Origin of the sequence: Sphingomonas populi, from assembly GCF_004208535.1 — a bacterium.
Classification (GTDB): domain Bacteria; phylum Pseudomonadota; class Alphaproteobacteria; order Sphingomonadales; family Sphingomonadaceae; genus Sphingomonas; species Sphingomonas populi.
The window spans coordinates 44,309-60,155 of record NZ_SGIS01000026.1; the positions used below are offsets into that span (position 1 = coordinate 44,309).

The window sequence follows — 15,847 nt, forward strand, 5'->3', positions numbered from 1 at the left end:
CATGCGCGTGAAGAATGGAGGGCCGCTGGCCGGTTGCCTTCCTACAGGAGCGATTGAGATGGTTACGATGTTAAAGCGGTCGGAGACCGATATGGATTACGGGTTCGGCGATGAGCAGCTCCCCCACATCCTGCAGCGCTTGCGCGAGGCAGCGCCCATCATTCGAGAGCAAGCGCCGCTTGGTGAGCGCGGCCGAACGCCCACGGAGAAGGTGGTTGCGATCATTGACGACCTCAAACTTTGGGGGATCATGGTCCCCCGCCGTTGGCGTGGATTGGGGATGTCCACGACGGCAATGTTCGAGATTATGCGCGAAATTGGCCGTGCGGATATGTCTGCTGCTTGGGTTGTGCAAATTCTCAACGGCACCGGCTGGATTGCCAGCCTCACATCCGATGAAATTCAAGAGGAGCTTTTTGGGCCAGGCATCCCCCGGATTTCAAGCGGCGCGACCCCGCCAGGTGTCGCCGTTCCAGTCGATGGCGGGTACATCGTCAACGGGGCCTGGCCTTACAGTTCGGGCAGCCGGCAGGCAAATTGGGGTCAGTATGGCGTCGCGCTTCGATGCGAAGACGGAAGTCTGAAGCACGGCAACATGGTTTACCTCAAGCGTTCCGATTTCGAGATCGAGAACACCTGGTATACGGCGGGCCTGCAGGGAACGGGATCCGATACGTCGGTGGCCAAAGACGTTTTCGTGCCCAAGCACCGATTCGTGCCGGTCGAAAAATCGTTCGAGTATAAGGATCCCGACCGTCGCCATTTCGGCGCTCCATCGGATTACTGGCCCGTTACGACGCTGATCCGTACCACGTCGGCAGGAATGTTTGTCGGCGCCGCCGAGGCTATGCTGGAGTTGCTGAAAGCGCAGGTGGCGGTCAAGCCTGTCGTGACCACGACGCATAATCCGGCGGCGAGTTCGCAGGTTGTCCAAATGGAGATTGGTGCGGCTGCGGCTAAGATTTCCGTCGCGCGCCAAACTATCCTTGGCGCAACCGCGCTTCTGGACGCTACGGCTATCGACCGCGCCGCATTGAGCCTCGAGGAACGGGCCAGGCTAAAGGGCGAGCATGCGGCGGCGTTCGAGTTGATCAGTGCTTCGGTCGAGAAGATGATGCATATCGCCGGCAGCGCGGCTTTTATGACCAAGAATGACCTGCAGCGTTTCTGGCGCGACATCGGTGTCGGGTCGCGGCACATCGCGTTCTTGCCCCAGCTAGGATACGAGGTGTACGGACGCTCTCTGCTGGGCATCACGCCGAACGTCATTCCGCCCGGCCTGTATTGAGAAGCCAACTGGTGTCAAAAGCCCGCGACCGCCCAAAAAAAGACAACCCAGCCCGACAATTGCTTCTCGAGACGGCCGGAGAGGTCTTTGCGGCTTTGGGCTTTGAGGGCGCGAGTGGGCGCGACATCTGCGAACGGGCGGGAGTGAACGCCGCCGCAATCAACTATTATTTCGGCGGCATCGAAGGGTTGCACGCGGCGGTCGTCGAGGAAGCCCATGCCCGCATGGTCGGCCTCGACCCTGTCCTCGAACTGGTCAGCAGCACCGGTACAGCGGAATCGCGGTTGATAAGATTGTTCCAGCTCCTCCTGGAAACTGCGCTGGACAGCGCGGGGCTGACCGCCTGGCCGATGAAGGTCTTGATGCGTGAGGCGCTCGGGAAATCCGATCACCTGGATCTGCTGCGCGAAGCCGACCTCGTCCCCAAGCTCCGCGTCATTCGCGGCTTGGTTGCCGAATTCATGGAGCTACCGGAGAACGATCCCGCCGCCACGGACGCCTGCCTGGCCTATCTTTCCGTAAGTGTCATGTTGCACATGGCCGATCACCAAGCCATCCAAAGGGCGTTTCCGTCGCTTAGGGCCGGCGACCTGGCGGAAAGCCCTATCGTTGCGCATTTCACAGCGTTCATGCTCGGAGGCATCGAGCGACTGTCGGATATTGCCAAACGAAATGCGGTGCAGCCTCCGATCGGGTCAGGAAGTGAGACGTCGGCGGATCGGCCGTGAACGACCAAAATCATTAAAACCGGGATGGGGGGAAGGCTGCACAGATGCAGCGGGCTGCCTTTGCACGGCTTGCACGGGATTGCCCGCCAACGCCGATCGCCTAACCTCCCGCACGCGCAAATTCGTTGGGTTATAGAGCCCTGCCGAGCGGTAGGTTCGCCGGCCTGCCAGGCAAGCTTATCTCCCCCGGTGGACTAAAATCACTACGTCAGCTGCCCACCAATGAAAAGGCTGACGAAGGGGAGGAAAACATGAAGATGAATGTCACCCGGACGGTTATGTTGTGCGGAACCGCGATGTCCCTCGCGTGCCCCGCAATGGCGCAGGAAAATCCCGCCAACGCGCAAGCCAGTCGAACCGAGCTGAAGGTGGATACCGCCAAGACTGAAGACATTATCGTTACGGCCCGTCGCCGGGACGAACGCCTTCAGGATGTCCCCGTTTCGGTGACGGCTTTGTCGGCCGGGGCGCTTGAGCGCAGCACCGTGCAAGACCTTCGCAGCATCAATGTGCTTACGCCTGGCTTGACCTTCAGCAACGAAGGCGGCGCGGGCAACGCGACCCTGTCGCTGCGCGGAATCGGCCAGATTCCGCTGGGCGAAGGAACGCCCGGCGTCGTGATCTATGTCAATAACATGGCCTTGCCGCCAGACGGCTCGAACCTCCCGACCTACGACATTGCGTCGATTCAGGTTCTGAAGGGTCCGCAGGGCACGTTGTTCGGGAAGAACACCCTAGGCGGCGCTGTTCTGGTCAGTTCCAAGGCACCCGACTACAAGTTTGGCGGTTACGCACAAGCTACCTATGGGCGCTTCGATTATCGCGAATTTGAGGGAGCGATCAACATCCCGATCGTGGACGGCAAGGTGGCGCTGCGCGTTGCCGGTCAGATCCGCCGGCAGGATCCGCGCAACTTTACCTTCGATTCCGGGCCTGGTTACGACAATATCCACCAGAATAGCGCACGGGTTACGCTTCTGCTGCAGCCGATCGACAATCTGAAAAGCACGACGATCGCTGAGTATCACAAGACTGATCAGCTTGCTTCCGGGCCTTACCTGTTGCGTCAGAACTTTCCGTTTGCCGCGATTTTTGGTCCCGGACTTGGGGGTGCCCTCGACACGCAGGTTCAATTGCAGCTTGCAAACCAGCGCAGGAATCCGCGCGGCTCCTATGACGATGGCCTCAATGGTTCGACGTCATACACCCAGTCGAAGTCGATCATCAACGACACGTCTTATAATATGGGCAAATTTACCCTTCGCAACATCTTCGGATATAGAGAGATTCAATCTCTTGAAGGCGGAAATACGGGAGCCGTTGGAGGTCTAACCGTCCCGGCTGGTCCGGGCGGTGCGTCTATTCCTTTCACACTGTTTAATGGTATTTCCGGTTCTGATCGTCAATATCTCACAAATGAAACACAGATCCTCGGTACCTTTGACCGTTTCAACTTCATTGCGGGTTTTTACTACAACAACGACAAGCCGCATGGTCGGGGTGGTGCGCTGTTCACCGCCTTCTCTATCGGAGGCGTCCCAGCGCCAGCAGTTACGTCGCAAGTTCAAAATAAGAATACGGCAGTATATGGTCAGGTCGGATTCAAGATCACAGATAAATTGACCCTGAACGTCGGTGGCCGTTACAGTTGGGACAAATCCTCGGCATGTGGTGGCAATGTACCGGGAGTTGTCCGTTGGGCAACCGATGAAGAATGCCGTGCGGTGGCCGCACGCAACGATCCAAATGATGGCGTCGGAACCATCGATAATAATAGCCATCAGCCGTCTTATACGGTTGGTCTTGATTATAAGGTCACGCCTGATTGGTTGCTATATGCCCAACATCGCCGCGGATTTCGCGCTGCAAATGTGAACACACCGCGTTTTGAGACATGGTACACAACCTGCGCCGGCACACCTGTGCCCGGAGGTACATGTTTCGATCTGCGGCCGTTCCAGAAAACCGGAGTGGAGAAGCTTCAGGACTTTGAGCTGGGCTCGAAGTTGACGTTCGAACTTGGCGGCGCGCGAGGCCGTTGGAATATGGCGGCCTTCTACACAAAATATAAGAACGCTCTCCAGTTCCTGAATACGCAGACACTGCTTTCCGCCCCTCCGGGGCTGGGTGTACCCGACGCTCCAAACAAGGGCTCGGTGGGCATCAATGCCGCTGACGAAACGATCTGGGGGGTTGAGGCGGAATTCTCGATATCGCCGACTCCGAATTTCAACGTTTCGTTCAACGGAGCCTACACCCACGTATCGGTTGATGGTGTCACCCTTCCTGCGAATTTCCCTGCGGCTATTTTCAGCGCGCAGGATGTGAACAGGTTTGCGCCGTCATTCTCCGGGACGTTTTCGAGTAGCTGGACGCTGCCCGTTCATCCCCTCAATGGCGACCTCGTTCTGAACGGGGATGTGTTCATGACCGCCGACTTCGGCGGGCAGGGGGGCGAAAAGATGCCGGGCTATAACCTCGCCAATGCGAGGCTCGATTGGAAAAACATTAGCGGTAGCGGGCTCGATGTGGGTGTCTTCGTCAAAAACCTGACCAACGAGTTTTATGCCTCCGGTACGTTGGTGCTTTTGAAGTTCTTCCCAACTTCGTCGGTGTATCTGGGCCCTCCCAGGACATGGGGGGTGACCGGTCGCTATCATTTCTGATCGTTCGATAAACATGCCTGAATTGGCTGGAGCAGCGTATGCTCCAGCCAATTCAAAAGGCAGAAAATTGGACAAGAGCCGGAAGGCGGGAAATGATGGGCAACGCTGAAGGTCCGTTTCTTGCGCTTGGAACGAGCGCACTTCCGGCAATATCACACGCGCGGGTGACGGGGGCATGATCGAGCAGACGTGAGCCGGATGGCTGGCGGGCTCTCAGAGATCGTGGGAAACGGTGCCGCCGATTCAAGAGCGCGCGGTCGGGTCGATAGCGTTGGAAACGCCTGCGCAGCATAGCACAGAGACCGCTATGTGCGCCCCTACCGGCCGTACATTGGCGTCAAAGTAGACGTCCGGCGGGGCTTGCGATTGCCCGTAAGAACCTAAATCCGATACGGGTCTCTGGGCAAACTGTTGAATCCGCCGAGATTCTTCATTTTGATAAGCAAAGTGGACGTCGTCATGCCCACCAACTGCTTTACTCGATCATTGGAACAGCTCGGCGGGCTCACGGCGGGGCCGGTCACCGTCCCAGTTGGCATGCGCCGCGCGCATTTTTTCGAAGCCGACATAGACCTCAGGCGAGCACTGCATCAACTCGACATACACGCCAATGTGTTCGCAAGCATCGAAATGGGTACAGCGACCGCCACCCGGCAAAGTGCTTTCGAGCGCCGCGACGTAGCCTAGTTCCAGGTAGCGCTTGTGCATCGCGTCATACTCGGCGTCGCTCAGCGGGCGGAGATTGGGATATATGTGATGAAATGCCATGTCCCCCCTGGTTTTTAGTATTTCCTGGAAAACAGAGGGTTCGTCGTTGGTCGGTTCGACGAATTCGATCAAAGTGTTGCCAGAGAAGCCCAGCGCCGCCTTGAAGTCGTCCCTGGCAGGAGCTCCACGAAAGCTTCGTTCACCGAAGAAATCGGCGGCGCTGGCCATGACGTAGAAAGGCCCAGCCTTTACGCCCTCGGCCCAATGCTGGACCGCCTTATCAACGTCATGTGTGACGAAGCAAATTTTCGTCATGCCTTCAAACAGGGTCGACATTGGCCGTTCGCTCCCAATTGACATTTTCACCCGATCCTATCGGGGAACGACAATGGGTAAACCTTACGATCCTGACGTACCGTAAGGGGATTGCCCAAGTCGGCCCCGCTGAGCATAACGTCCTGGCCTCAGTGGGCCTGCTGTTCGCGTTTCAGCAGCGTCTCCGCGTCGGCACCAGCCGCGATCCGAGGCGGACAGCTAGGATCGGTTGCCGCACGCCACACCGCTTCGGCGACATCGAGCGGCCGGGTGAATTCTGTAACGTACTGCGCGGCGCCGAACATCTTCTGCGCGATTTCGTGGTAGGCTTCCGGCAGGCCGCCGTTCACCAACTGCTGTCGCGAATGGAAGGGCGTGTCCGTTGAATAGCCCGGCAACACTAAGCGGACCGCGATATTGAACGGCTCGAGTTCCACGGCAAGACACTCGGTGAAGGCGTTCACTGCGGCCTTGCTGGCCACATAAACTGAAATCAGGGGATACGTCTCAAGCGTTGTGCTGGAAGAGAGATTGATAATGGTCCCGGCCATTCGCTCCCGCATCTGCGGTATCACCGCCTGCGCCATCGCGATGGTCCCGAGCGTATTGGTTTCCATGACGGTGCGCGCCATGTCCATCGAGACCGCTTCGACCGCGTTCGTGACCCCCATGCCAGCATTGTTCACCAAGACGTCGATCGGCCCGGCTGCCTCTATGGCGCGCTTGATGCTTTCCGCATCCGTGATATCCAGCGCCAGGATCTGCAGGCGGTCCGAGGCAGGCAGGATATCGGCCTTCGGCGTGCGCATGGTGGCGATGACTCTCCAGTCACGGTCGAGGAAATACTTCGCGATCTCCAAGCCGAACCCGGTTGAGCAGCCGGTAATCAGAACGGTCTTCATGTGAGGTCTCCTGCGGTCGTGGTGTGAATTGATGCGCTTCCGGCATCAGAATTTGGTGGGCAGTTTGACGGCGCACGCCGAATGGGTGGACCAGCTCACCAGCCTGTCGATACGTGTGCGAACGCTTGCGGCGGCGAGCGCTCGCTCAAATGCGCAAGCGGCACATCTTCAAGACTGCGCGTTCATCAGATCCTCGATTTCGGCCGTTTGGGGAAGGTGGGCAAGCAGGCCACCGTCGCAGGCTATGAGTTCGCCATTGATATAGCCGGACTCGTCGGAAGCGAGAAACGCGGCCAGGGCCGCTATGTCTTCAGGTTGGCCCAGCCTCGGCGTCAGGATATGCCGGCTCATAAGGTTGAGCAATTCGGGAGAAGCGCGTTTGAGCGTTTCGGTCAGTATCAGGCCCGGGGCAATCGTGTTGCAGCGGATGCCTTGCTTGCCATATTGCGTGGCGACATATTTCGTAAGCGCCACCACCGCAGCCTTTGACGCGCCGTAGCTGGTCCGCCGCACGTCCCCCGCGAGGGCGCAGCCGGTGGCCGTGTTGATGATTGCACCGCCGCCATTTGCCAGCATGTGGGGAATGGCAAACTTGCAGGCGGCGAAGTAGCTCCCTGCGTTTATCGCCATTAAGTCGTTCCAAACCTCAAAAGGTGTGTCCACGACGGTGGTGTCCTGCGTTACAGCCACTTCGCTTAGCTGGGCGAGATTGTTGTAAAGAACGTCGATCCGCCCGAACCGTGCGGCAGTGCCATCCATCAGCGCGCGCACGGATTCATTGTCCGCCGCGTCGAACGCGCAGGCAAAGGCCTTGTCGCCGTGCCGGTCCGCAACCTCCTTGGCGCGCGCTTCGTCGATATCGGCCACGACAACATGTGCACCTTCGGAAACGAACCTGGCGGTGGCTGCGGCGCCAATGCCTCCGGCGCCGCCGGTGACGATCGCCACTTTTCCTTCAAGTCGTTTCATTTCCGATGCTTTCCGATGGATGGTTGAATGCCAGCGATCTGGGATCTGGGAGGCGTCAAGGTGAAGCGCCCCATGCGAGGATATCCCCTTCCTGTCGGAACGGGAGTTGGCGAGTGGAAGCGTAGATTTCCGCCATGCATGCTCAGAATAACAGGCGGGCGGTTCCGTCGTAAAGCAAACCATCTTTACGTCGTGTCCACCCTGTGCGGGTGCATTGTGGAGACAGGCCCTGTATCCGTCGTGCCCAGAATATGTCGGCACGTGTCAGCCATGGTCGGATCGTTCGGCTGTCGGCAAACTTTTTCGCGCCGATGGTACGCAATAGGATCGAGAGCCCATGCGCGCAGCAAGAATGCTGGAAAGAAACGGGACGCCGGTTTTGCAAGATGTGCCGGAATTCGGAGTCCCCGAAGGGACCTGTCGCATCGAAGTGCTGGCCGCAGGGCTGCAGAACGGCGATCTGATGCGGGCGCAGGGACGGTATAAGGTCCCGGAGGTTCCCTATACGATCGGCGGCGAAGGGGTGGGACGGCTGCCCGATGGCAGAAGGGTCTATTTTGGCCACTCCATACCCGAGTCGGGAGCGGTCTGCGAATTCACGATCGTTCCCGAGGAGGAAGTCTGGCCGATCCCCGACGAGATCGACGATAGCACCGCGATCGCTTTGGCGATCGCCGGAACCGGCGCGCTGGTGCCACTCGAGCTGGCGCGCATTCAACCGGGGGAAAATGTCCTGATCCTTGGAGCCTCCGGGCCGCTCGGCCAGATCGCGCTTCAGTTGAGCCGCGCGATGGGAGCGGGTCGCGTGGTTGGCGCGGCACGGGGATTGGCGGCGCTGGAGCGCCTCAAACAGCGCGGCATCGCCGATGACATCGTTCAACTGGGGCAGGGCGATGATGCGGCAGCCCTGAAGCATGCCTCCGGCAACGGCTTCGATGTCGTGCTGGATTGTCTTTACGGCCCGCCCGCCGAAGCCGCATTGCGCGCCACCGCCCTGGGTGCGCGGATGATGAGTATCGGTATCCAGGCGGGTGAGACCATGACCGTCTCGCTCAAGGACCTGTTTCAGCGCACGCATTTTGGCGTGGGGACCAGCCACCGAAGCGTCGATGAGCGCAGGGCGGCTTACGAACGCCTGCTCGACTTTGCGCGCTCCATTCCCTTGACCGTGGAATCAACGGTGTTCGATCTTGAAGATGTCGGCGGCGCGTGGGCGGCGTTGGAGGCTGGCGGCGTGGCGGGGAAGATCATCGTGAGAGTGAAGAAATGAGCCTGTCGAATACCGCAACCAGCGAACGGGCATCAGCCTCTCGCGACGATGTACGGCTGAGTCTTCAGCAATATCTTCTCGAATTGATCCCTGGCTCCTCGGATATGACCGTGAACCTCTCGGAAGAGGCGATGAAGGCGGGCTTTTCGGCGGAAACCATATTGTTCAAGGCATCGTACCGTCTTGACCAAAAGCTGGTCGAAGAACGGCTTGTTTTTCGGCGCCAGATTCCTGGACAAGAAGTTAATTTCGACGCCAGCCTGATCACGCAAGCGCGGATCATGGACGCCTTGCAGACGCGAACGTCGCTCCCGGTTCCACGCGTTTTCGGCATGGATGAAGAGGAAAATCGCTTTGGCGCACCCTTTCTCATCATGGAGCAGCTACCAGGTCGCATCGTACCACAGCTTCCGAACTATCATCGCGAAGGCTGGGTAGCGTCGCTCGATTTGCCCGAGCGGGCAGCCGTTTGGGAGCGCGCAATCCGCGCGGTTGCCGCCGTCAATCGCGTCGACTGGCGAAACGGCCTTGAATTCCTTGATAATCCAAACCGTGGAACGACGGGTCTGCAGCAATATCTTTCCTGGGTCGAGGAATGGTTGCATTGGGCTCTTGGCGAGCGGTCCCATCCAGTGGCGGAGGCCGCTGTTGCCTATCTTAGAGCGAATGCACCCGTTGCGCCGCCGGTCAACCTGGTGTGGGGCGATGCAATCCCTGCGAACTTGCTGTTCGATGCGGACAATAACGTTTCAGGGATTATCGATTGGGAGTGGGCGTTCCTCGGTCCGGCTGAAATTGACCTCGCCTGGTGGCTCTATTTCGACCGCTTGTTCAGTGAAGACTTCAATGTCCCGCGCCTGGAAGGCTTACCGGATCGCGACACGACGATCCGAACCTATGAAGAGGCGCTTGGACGTCCGGTCTCGGATCTTCCCTATTACGAGATTCTGTGTGGTTTGCGCATGGTGATCGCAACGATGCGTTCCGTCGATCGGCTGGTCGGAGCGGGACGGCTTTCTCGCGCAAATACCTCATGGCTCAACAGTCCATCATGCGCGTGGGTCGCGCGTCAATTGGGACTGGACCCTGTAGCGATTGGACCCGATTTTGGTGAGTTCACTGCCGCCCTGTTCGACGGACGGTAAATCTCGGCGGCTCAATTTGCACGATGACCCGGTCATCGGGGCGGCGGACCGAGGCGTATTCCGAGCGGAAGCTCTTCGACCAGGAGAATCCCGCACCCACTCGGTCTGATCCGACGTGCAGAATTCTTCAGGAACTACCGAGATAGCTCCGCCGGGCGGGAGCCCGGCGAAGGTCTCCCGCCGGTCAGGCCCCCATTGTCGCTAGGTCGCTCATCATCCGTCGTTGATCGGCGTAGACCGAGGCATGGGATCCCATTCCACCATCGACGGGGAGGGTGACGCCGGTGATAAACCGCGCCTCGTCCGAGAGGAGGAAAGCGGCGGCGCTGGCCACATCTTCAGGCCGCCCGAACTCACGCGTCAGATGATGTTGCAGGAACAGGTCGCGAAGCTGCTCCGGGACGTTACCTCTTACCGCGTCGGTCATGATAAGACCGATCTCAAGCACGTTCGACCGGATGCCGTCCTTGCCATATTGGGTCGCGACATAGCGTGAAAGTCCCTCAACGCCGGACTTCGATACGCCATAGGCGGTATATTCGAGATGCCCCTGCCTTCCGCGACCGGACCCGCTGAAGACGATCGAGCCGCCGCCCGCCTTGATCATGGGAGGAATACTGTACTTCGCTGCCAGCGCGAGGCCTCGCAGGTTGATTGTCATCACATAATCCCATGCGGCGAAGTCCATATCGGCCAGCACCACATCGTTGGCGAGGGCCTCCTTGCCGGTCGCTGCGGCATTAGCATGCAGAGCGTGGAGCGCGCCAAAGGTGTCGACCGTGCGCTGCACGCAATCCGCGACCGCGCTTTCGTCCGCAAGATCGACCAGCACGCCGAGCGCGGTGCCGCCCTCTGCCTCGATCTCGCTCACGGTCTTGTCGATATCACTCTGGCCAAGTCCGGCCACGACAACTTTGGCACCACGGTGGGCAAGAAGTTGCGCCGTCTTGGCGCCGATCCCGGTGCTGCCGCCGATGACGAGGGCGACCTTGCCGTCCATGCGATAAAAATCCTGCATTATTCTCTCCTTGATTGAGATATTTTTGTGAAATTTTGCCACGCGCCCAGAGATGCTGGCAGCAGCGCGAATGGTTCAGTACGCCATCTGTTCATGAGGCTGGAAAGCCATCCCCGAGCGATCTGCCCCGCTGGGATTGCAGTCTCCCATACCCTGTACCGTTCTGTTCAAAGCGGCTTCATCTGGAAAAGTTCGGCCAGGCTGCCGCCGACATTGGCGTCTGCCCCATAGGACAGGTCACCCGCCTGTTGCCTCACCGCGATCTTGTCAAACAGCTCGCGATAGCGGTTGCCGGCACCGTCGAACGGCGAATGAAGATCCTTCTTGGCGGCAGGGTCCAGATAGCGCGGATTCTGGGGGCCGAACATGACGTCATCCTGTGCGCCAATCGTGGCTGCGGTGCGCGGAAAAATTGCCTTGTACAGGGCCGGGCTGTCCCATGGATTGATGGTGACGTTGAAGCGGGTCTGCATTTTGTTCTCGCCAACATGCCCGGCGAATATTGGATTTACAAAGCCAGGGGTGAACCGGCCAAAGCCGTGGGCGACACCGCTCCGCAGGATTACGTGCACGATCCCCTGGAAGGAAATATGGCTTTCCTTTATTCCCATCAGTCGCAGGAACTTGGGTGTCTTCTTCCGCTTCTGGTCCCGGATCATCGTCACGGTCTCCGAGGTAAACTCGACGCGGACCTCATCGCTTTCGCACTCATCATCCCCGGTGACATATGTGTGCAGGAAATCGGCGTGCGTCAGATCCAGCAGATTTTCCACGGCCAGGCCCACCGAGCAGCGAAACAACTGGGTCGAGTGCATGTAGCGCGGCAACCCTCCCTTGAAGGGAATATAAGGAATATCCGGCAACAGGCCCGCATCGGCGGATTCCGGGTAGCCGTACCACAGCCAGAGAAAACCGAATGCTTCCATGGTGGTGTACCGGCCCGTGCCGTGAGTCATGGGACTGTTGCTGAAGGATGCGGCGGCGGCGACCTCTGGATGATATTCGGTCGCGTGGATCGAGCCAGAATTGTCGCGCCATAGATAGCATCGCGCCGCGTTAACCGGTCGTGAGATCGGCTTCCTGGTTATAAGATGGAGATGCGAAATACACACCCAAGTGTTGAGCAGGACCGAATTTTTCGGCTGCGACACGCCAGATCCGGCTTCGCTGGCGGCGACATCTACAGCTACATTGCCGATCATGACACTCTCCTAGGGCCTTACGGCTGCTTTTTATTATGATCACTTCGACGTTCGTACGGGATGCATCGTCGAGCGGCACCTGAGCAGGAGGGTTCAGGACGCCTGCTGCATCTCCCCTCTGAATTGAACCGAGACCGTCGGGCGGGTCGCTGCGATGCGACCCACGTCGAGATCGCCGCGCACACGGATTTCTGGCGCAGAACGTCGCAGGCCGGCGAATGGCCGACCTCCCGCTTTGGCGCGCCAGTTTACGGTCGTCGTGCCGCGGGCGCCCGGCGTGGGCGCCAGGTGAATCCTCGACAGCTCGTCCAAGGAATCACTCAACAACTGAACGTTCGTCTCTCCCGTGGCCAAGGCGGTCTGGACTCGCAGGCGGAAAGGAAAGTGGCTTCCCAATCGGCTGGACTTGAGGTGCCACCGGCGCACGCAATGCCGGTCGATCTGCGCGACACCGTCCGCCCATGTCAGTTCAGAATCAAAATATTCGGTAATATCCACGCCGGGGATGTCCAAAAGCAGCGAAGGATCGTCGAAGAGCATTGCGACATAATGCGCATGTCCAAGCGCGACCGGAGTGGTCCCGTGAAGGGGAAGGCGGTCGGCATCCGCCTGAGGCGGAGGCGCGTCCTTATTCAGGCACACCCGGATAAACCCGTCCGCCTCATAAACCCCGTAACTCTCGCCGCGATAGATCAGGGGGAAACGCTGCTTTTCCAGCAGGTTGGGAATGCGCGTGACGCGGCCTGTCCTACCCTCGTAGCACCAGCCGTGGTAACCGCACTGAAGCAACCCGTCCGACGTCACGCGCCCGAGGGAAAGGGGGACACGCCGATGCGGGCATTGGTCGATCATCGCCCGGGGTTCTCCCTGCGCATCCCGCCAGAGAACGATCGGCCGGCCCCCCAGGCTGACTCCGAGCGGCTTGTCTGACTTCAGAGCCTCGCTAAGGGCAAGCGGCCACCATAACAGAGTGCCGTCGCTGGGTTCGGTCGGCTGCGGCGGCTGATCTGCCTGCTCCGCCAGTGCCTCCAGCCAGCCTGCATCCTGAGCGTCTGGATAGGAGGTTGGCGCCATTCCTTAAGCCTTTCGGATGTTGCCGATCCACAATATTATGCAGCCTTGCGTTCTGGATGCTGTCGTCGTTTAACACGCTGGCGTGCCCGTTCGGCGTCTTTTCCTTTACGCCGTGTCGCCTTCTTTGACGTGCTGTAAGTACGGCGGCGTTTACTCTGCCATCACTTTCCGTCGAGTGGCGCATGGTTTTCAAACGTAAGCCAACGGCTCGTTTCCGGGAGAGGATAGCAATGCGTATCGTCAGGTTTGCCAAGGATGGCAGGGAAGGCTTCGGCCTGGTCCAGGGGGATGATGCGATCGCGGTGCGCTGGGAAGCCGATGGCTTCGACGCAGCGGCATTTCTGAAGGCGCTCGGAGAGGGGGCGAGCGGGCTCGCCGCCTTCGCAGCCGAACTGGGCAAGGGCAGCGCTTTACGTCTTGACGAAGTTTCGCTTTGCACGCCCGTGCCGCTCACCGGCAAGATTCTTTGCCTGGGCGCCAATTTCGGCGAGCACGCGTCGGAGGCGCATTTCGAGCATTCGCAGCACCCCGCAGTGTTCATGCGCACACGCGACAGCTTCGTCGCGCCAGGTGAATCGCTCCTGAAACCAAAACTTTCCAACGACTTCGATTTCGAAGGCGAGCTTGCTGTGGTGGTGGGCCGGGGCGGGCGACATATTGCGCTGGATCGGGCGCTCGATCATGTGGCCGGCTATACGATATGCCAGGAAGGTTCGATCAGGGATTATCAGCTCAATGCTCCGCAATGGACCTTGGGCAAGAACTTCTATCGATCCGGGTCGCTGGGGCCGGCTTTCGTGGCGGCGGAGGGATTGCCACCGGGCGGCAAGGGGCTGCGGCTTGTGACCCGGCTGAACGGTGCGGTGGTGCAGGATGCATCTTTGTCCGAAATGCTGATCGACGTCGCGAGCGCCGTAAGTTTCATCAGCGGCGTCATGCTTCTGGAGCCGGGCGATGTCATCGCGATGGGCACATGCGCCGGGGTGGGCCTTTTCCGAAAGCCGCCCTTGTTCATGAAAGCCGGCGACATTTGCGAAATCGAGATCGAAGGTCTCGGTATCCTTCGCAACGACGTGGTCGATGAAGCCTGAGACCTTGCGGGCCGCGAAATAGAGGACTGGAAAAATGGCTACAATCGTTTTGCTGCACGGCGGCGGTGCCGGGGGCTGGATGTGGCGGTATGTCGCCCCTGTGCTTACAGCCGCAGGACATTCCGTATTCACACCGACGTTCACCGGCGTCGGCGACCGGCACCACCTGATCAGCCGGGACATCACGCACTGGACCCATGTGCTCGACGTTGCCAATCTCCTGGAGTTCAACGAGCTCGAAGATGTGGTGCTGGTCGGCTACAGCTATGGCGGGAGCGTCATTCCCGGCGTCGTATCGCTACAGCCCGGTCGCGTCTCGAAGGCGCTCTATCTCGACGCGATCATCATGCACGCTGGTGAACGATTGTCCGAAGCAATGGGATACATGGATACGGAGACGGCGTCCCAAGTCGAGCGGACGCTGGCGTCCGGAGAAGGCCCGCTAGGCGCCGGAACGCTTGAGATTGTGCGCGCAGAGGCGAAGGCCCACCCCCACAAGATGTCGCCCGAGCGCCAGGCATGGATGCTCGCCAAGATCACCGACATCCCGCTTCGTTCCATGGTCGATCCGGTGCGGGTGGGGGCGGACTCCTTGACGATTCCGGTCGAATATCTCGCCGTTCCGGAGGGGTCGCCAGTAGTCAACATGCACCAGCGAGCCCGGGAGCTAGGCTGGAATATCAGCGCAGCGCCCGATGGATGCGATCATACGTTCCCCTTCGGTCAGCCCGAAATCGCGTTTGATTTTATTATGAAGCATATATAATTTCGGATGTAATTCTGGAGATCAGCATGGACGACGTTAAAACCAAGATAGTGGAAGATTTTATTCCGCTGAATGACCCGACGTATAGTCGGGTGGTGTTGTTTCTATATTTGGAGGCGCGCGCTTTAGATCGTCGTGATTTCATTACGTGGAAGTCGATGCTCGCGGAAGACATCCGGTATCGTATGCCGATCCGGGTCACGAAGCATAAACAGTATGACGGCATCGATCACGGCATGTTGCACTTCGACGACGATTATCGGTCGCTCTCCTCGCGCCTCGGTCGACTGGAGTTGAAGAGCGCCTGGGCCGAGGATCCGCCCTCGCGCACGCGTCGCATGGTGACCAACATCCTCGTCAGCCGCACCGACACGGAAAACGAATTCGATGTGTTCAGCTATCTGCACCTCCTTCGCAGTCGCGGCGACGAACCCGATATGTCGCATCTCAGTTGCGAGCGCAGCGATCGCATCCGGTTCGAGGGCGATGTGACGAAGATCTGCAACCGCGAAATCCTCATGGATCAGTCGGTTCTGGGAATGCCGAACCTGGCAGTGTTTTTGTAGCGGTTGCGCCGAGAAGAAGGCTCATGGCAACCGCGAAAGCGGCCGTACCGGCCAGCGCAGCGGCCATGACAGCGTCTCCAAGAGCGATGCTAAGGGGCATTGGCCGATGAACCAAGGCGAGATCGTTTCTCTGCGCGAA

Annotated in this window: 14 protein-coding genes; 8 read left to right on the top strand and 6 right to left on the bottom strand. The window is 59.2% G+C overall.

Going from position 1 to position 15,847, the window contains the following annotated elements:
- Positions 1-91 precede the first annotated feature (91 nt).
- From EWE75_RS16150 to EWE75_RS16160, 3 genes are all read left to right on the top strand, one after another.
- Complete coding sequence (locus tag EWE75_RS16150; protein WP_165388416.1) at positions 92-1,288, top strand: acyl-CoA dehydrogenase family protein; 1,197 nt, start codon at positions 92-94, stop codon at positions 1,286-1,288.
- Positions 1,289-1,299: 11 nt separating this feature from the next.
- Positions 1,300-2,016: a TetR/AcrR family transcriptional regulator gene (locus tag EWE75_RS16155; RefSeq protein ID WP_130159131.1), complete on the top strand. Its 717-nt coding sequence runs from the start codon at positions 1,300-1,302 to the stop codon at positions 2,014-2,016.
- A 251-nt stretch (positions 2,017-2,267) separates the two neighbouring features.
- Complete coding sequence (locus EWE75_RS16160) at positions 2,268-4,682, top strand: TonB-dependent receptor (protein WP_231708398.1); 2,415 nt, start codon at positions 2,268-2,270, stop codon at positions 4,680-4,682.
- 483 nt (positions 4,683-5,165) lie between these two features.
- On the opposite strand, the gene EWE75_RS16165 is transcribed toward EWE75_RS16160, so the two are convergent.
- The 3 genes from EWE75_RS16165 to EWE75_RS16175 all read right to left on the bottom strand — a co-directional run bounded on the left by EWE75_RS16165 (position 5,166) and on the right by EWE75_RS16175 (position 7,576).
- Complete coding sequence (locus EWE75_RS16165; RefSeq protein ID WP_130159132.1) at positions 5,166-5,726, bottom strand: VOC family protein; 561 nt, start codon at positions 5,724-5,726, stop codon at positions 5,166-5,168.
- Positions 5,727-5,854: 128 nt separating this feature from the next.
- On the bottom strand, positions 5,855-6,607 hold the full coding sequence (locus tag EWE75_RS16170; protein WP_130159133.1) for an SDR family oxidoreductase: 753 nt from the start codon (positions 6,605-6,607) through the stop codon (positions 5,855-5,857).
- Between the two features lie 168 nt (positions 6,608-6,775).
- Complete coding sequence (locus EWE75_RS16175; RefSeq protein ID WP_231708399.1) at positions 6,776-7,576, bottom strand: SDR family NAD(P)-dependent oxidoreductase; 801 nt, start codon at positions 7,574-7,576, stop codon at positions 6,776-6,778.
- Between the two features lie 337 nt (positions 7,577-7,913).
- Between EWE75_RS16175 and EWE75_RS16180 the strand changes: the two genes are divergently transcribed.
- On the top strand, positions 7,914-8,846 hold the full coding sequence (locus tag EWE75_RS16180; RefSeq protein ID WP_130159134.1) for a quinone oxidoreductase family protein: 933 nt from the start codon (positions 7,914-7,916) through the stop codon (positions 8,844-8,846).
- Positions 8,843-9,991, top strand: coding sequence for a phosphotransferase family protein (locus EWE75_RS16185; protein ID WP_130159135.1), 1,149 nt, complete (start codon positions 8,843-8,845; stop codon positions 9,989-9,991). The genes EWE75_RS16180 and EWE75_RS16185 overlap by 4 nt, the downstream gene beginning before the upstream one ends.
- 184 nt (positions 9,992-10,175) lie before the next feature.
- On the opposite strand, the gene EWE75_RS16190 is transcribed toward EWE75_RS16185, so the two are convergent.
- The 3 genes from EWE75_RS16190 to EWE75_RS16200 all read right to left on the bottom strand — a co-directional run bounded on the left by EWE75_RS16190 (position 10,176) and on the right by EWE75_RS16200 (position 13,285).
- On the bottom strand, positions 10,176-11,009 hold the full coding sequence (locus tag EWE75_RS16190) for an SDR family NAD(P)-dependent oxidoreductase (protein ID WP_130159136.1): 834 nt from the start codon (positions 11,007-11,009) through the stop codon (positions 10,176-10,178).
- A gap of 167 nt (positions 11,010-11,176) precedes the next feature.
- Complete coding sequence (locus EWE75_RS16195) at positions 11,177-12,211, bottom strand: oxygenase (protein WP_130159137.1); 1,035 nt, start codon at positions 12,209-12,211, stop codon at positions 11,177-11,179.
- A 93-nt stretch (positions 12,212-12,304) separates the two neighbouring features.
- Positions 12,305-13,285 (bottom strand): Rieske 2Fe-2S domain-containing protein, encoded by a 981-nt coding sequence (locus EWE75_RS16200; protein ID WP_130159138.1) that lies wholly within the window; start codon positions 13,283-13,285, stop codon positions 12,305-12,307.
- A gap of 230 nt (positions 13,286-13,515) precedes the next feature.
- On the opposite strand from EWE75_RS16200, the gene EWE75_RS16205 reads away from it, so the two are divergent.
- Genes EWE75_RS16205 through EWE75_RS16215 form a run of 3 tightly spaced genes read left to right on the top strand, consistent with a single transcriptional unit; the run spans position 13,516 to position 15,708 of the window.
- The gene (locus EWE75_RS16205) at positions 13,516-14,376 is read left to right on the top strand and encodes a fumarylacetoacetate hydrolase family protein (protein WP_165388417.1); all 861 of its coding nucleotides are present in this window, start codon (positions 13,516-13,518) and stop codon (positions 14,374-14,376) included.
- A gap of 34 nt (positions 14,377-14,410) precedes the next feature.
- Positions 14,411-15,142 carry an alpha/beta hydrolase gene (locus tag EWE75_RS16210; protein WP_130159140.1) on the top strand — a complete coding sequence of 244 codons (732 nt, stop codon included), beginning with the start codon at positions 14,411-14,413 and terminating at the stop codon, positions 15,140-15,142.
- 26 nt (positions 15,143-15,168) lie between these two features.
- The gene (locus tag EWE75_RS16215) at positions 15,169-15,708 is read left to right on the top strand and encodes a 3-phenylpropionate/cinnamic acid dioxygenase subunit beta (RefSeq protein ID WP_130159141.1); all 540 of its coding nucleotides are present in this window, start codon (positions 15,169-15,171) and stop codon (positions 15,706-15,708) included.
- Positions 15,709-15,847: the final 139 nt, after the last annotated feature.

Excerpts from the sequence above, each read along its gene's own strand:
- EWE75_RS16215 (WP_130159141.1), top strand. The coding sequence starts at position 15,169 with ATGGACGACGTTAAAACCAAGATAGTGGAAGATTTTATTCCGCTGAAT.
- EWE75_RS16150 (WP_165388416.1), top strand. The coding sequence starts at position 92 with ATGGATTACGGGTTCGGCGATGAGCAGCTCCCCCACATCCTGCAGCGC.
- EWE75_RS16185 (WP_130159135.1), top strand. The coding sequence starts at position 8,843 with ATGAGCCTGTCGAATACCGCAACCAGCGAACGGGCATCAGCCTCTCGC.
- EWE75_RS16195 (WP_130159137.1), bottom strand. The coding sequence starts at position 12,211 with ATGATCGGCAATGTAGCTGTAGATGTCGCCGCCAGCGAAGCCGGATCT.
- EWE75_RS16170 (WP_130159133.1), bottom strand. The coding sequence starts at position 6,607 with ATGAAGACCGTTCTGATTACCGGCTGCTCAACCGGGTTCGGCTTGGAG.
- EWE75_RS16180 (WP_130159134.1), top strand. The coding sequence starts at position 7,914 with ATGCGCGCAGCAAGAATGCTGGAAAGAAACGGGACGCCGGTTTTGCAA.
- EWE75_RS16165 (WP_130159132.1), bottom strand. The coding sequence starts at position 5,726 with ATGTCGACCCTGTTTGAAGGCATGACGAAAATTTGCTTCGTCACACAT.
- EWE75_RS16175 (WP_231708399.1), bottom strand. The coding sequence starts at position 7,576 with ATGAAACGACTTGAAGGAAAAGTGGCGATCGTCACCGGCGGCGCCGGA.
- EWE75_RS16205 (WP_165388417.1), top strand. The coding sequence starts at position 13,516 with ATGCGTATCGTCAGGTTTGCCAAGGATGGCAGGGAAGGCTTCGGCCTG.
- EWE75_RS16160 (WP_231708398.1), top strand. The coding sequence starts at position 2,268 with ATGAAGATGAATGTCACCCGGACGGTTATGTTGTGCGGAACCGCGATG.
- EWE75_RS16200 (WP_130159138.1), bottom strand. The coding sequence starts at position 13,285 with ATGGCGCCAACCTCCTATCCAGACGCTCAGGATGCAGGCTGGCTGGAG.
- EWE75_RS16210 (WP_130159140.1), top strand. The coding sequence starts at position 14,411 with ATGGCTACAATCGTTTTGCTGCACGGCGGCGGTGCCGGGGGCTGGATG.
- EWE75_RS16190 (WP_130159136.1), bottom strand. The coding sequence starts at position 11,009 with ATGCAGGATTTTTATCGCATGGACGGCAAGGTCGCCCTCGTCATCGGC.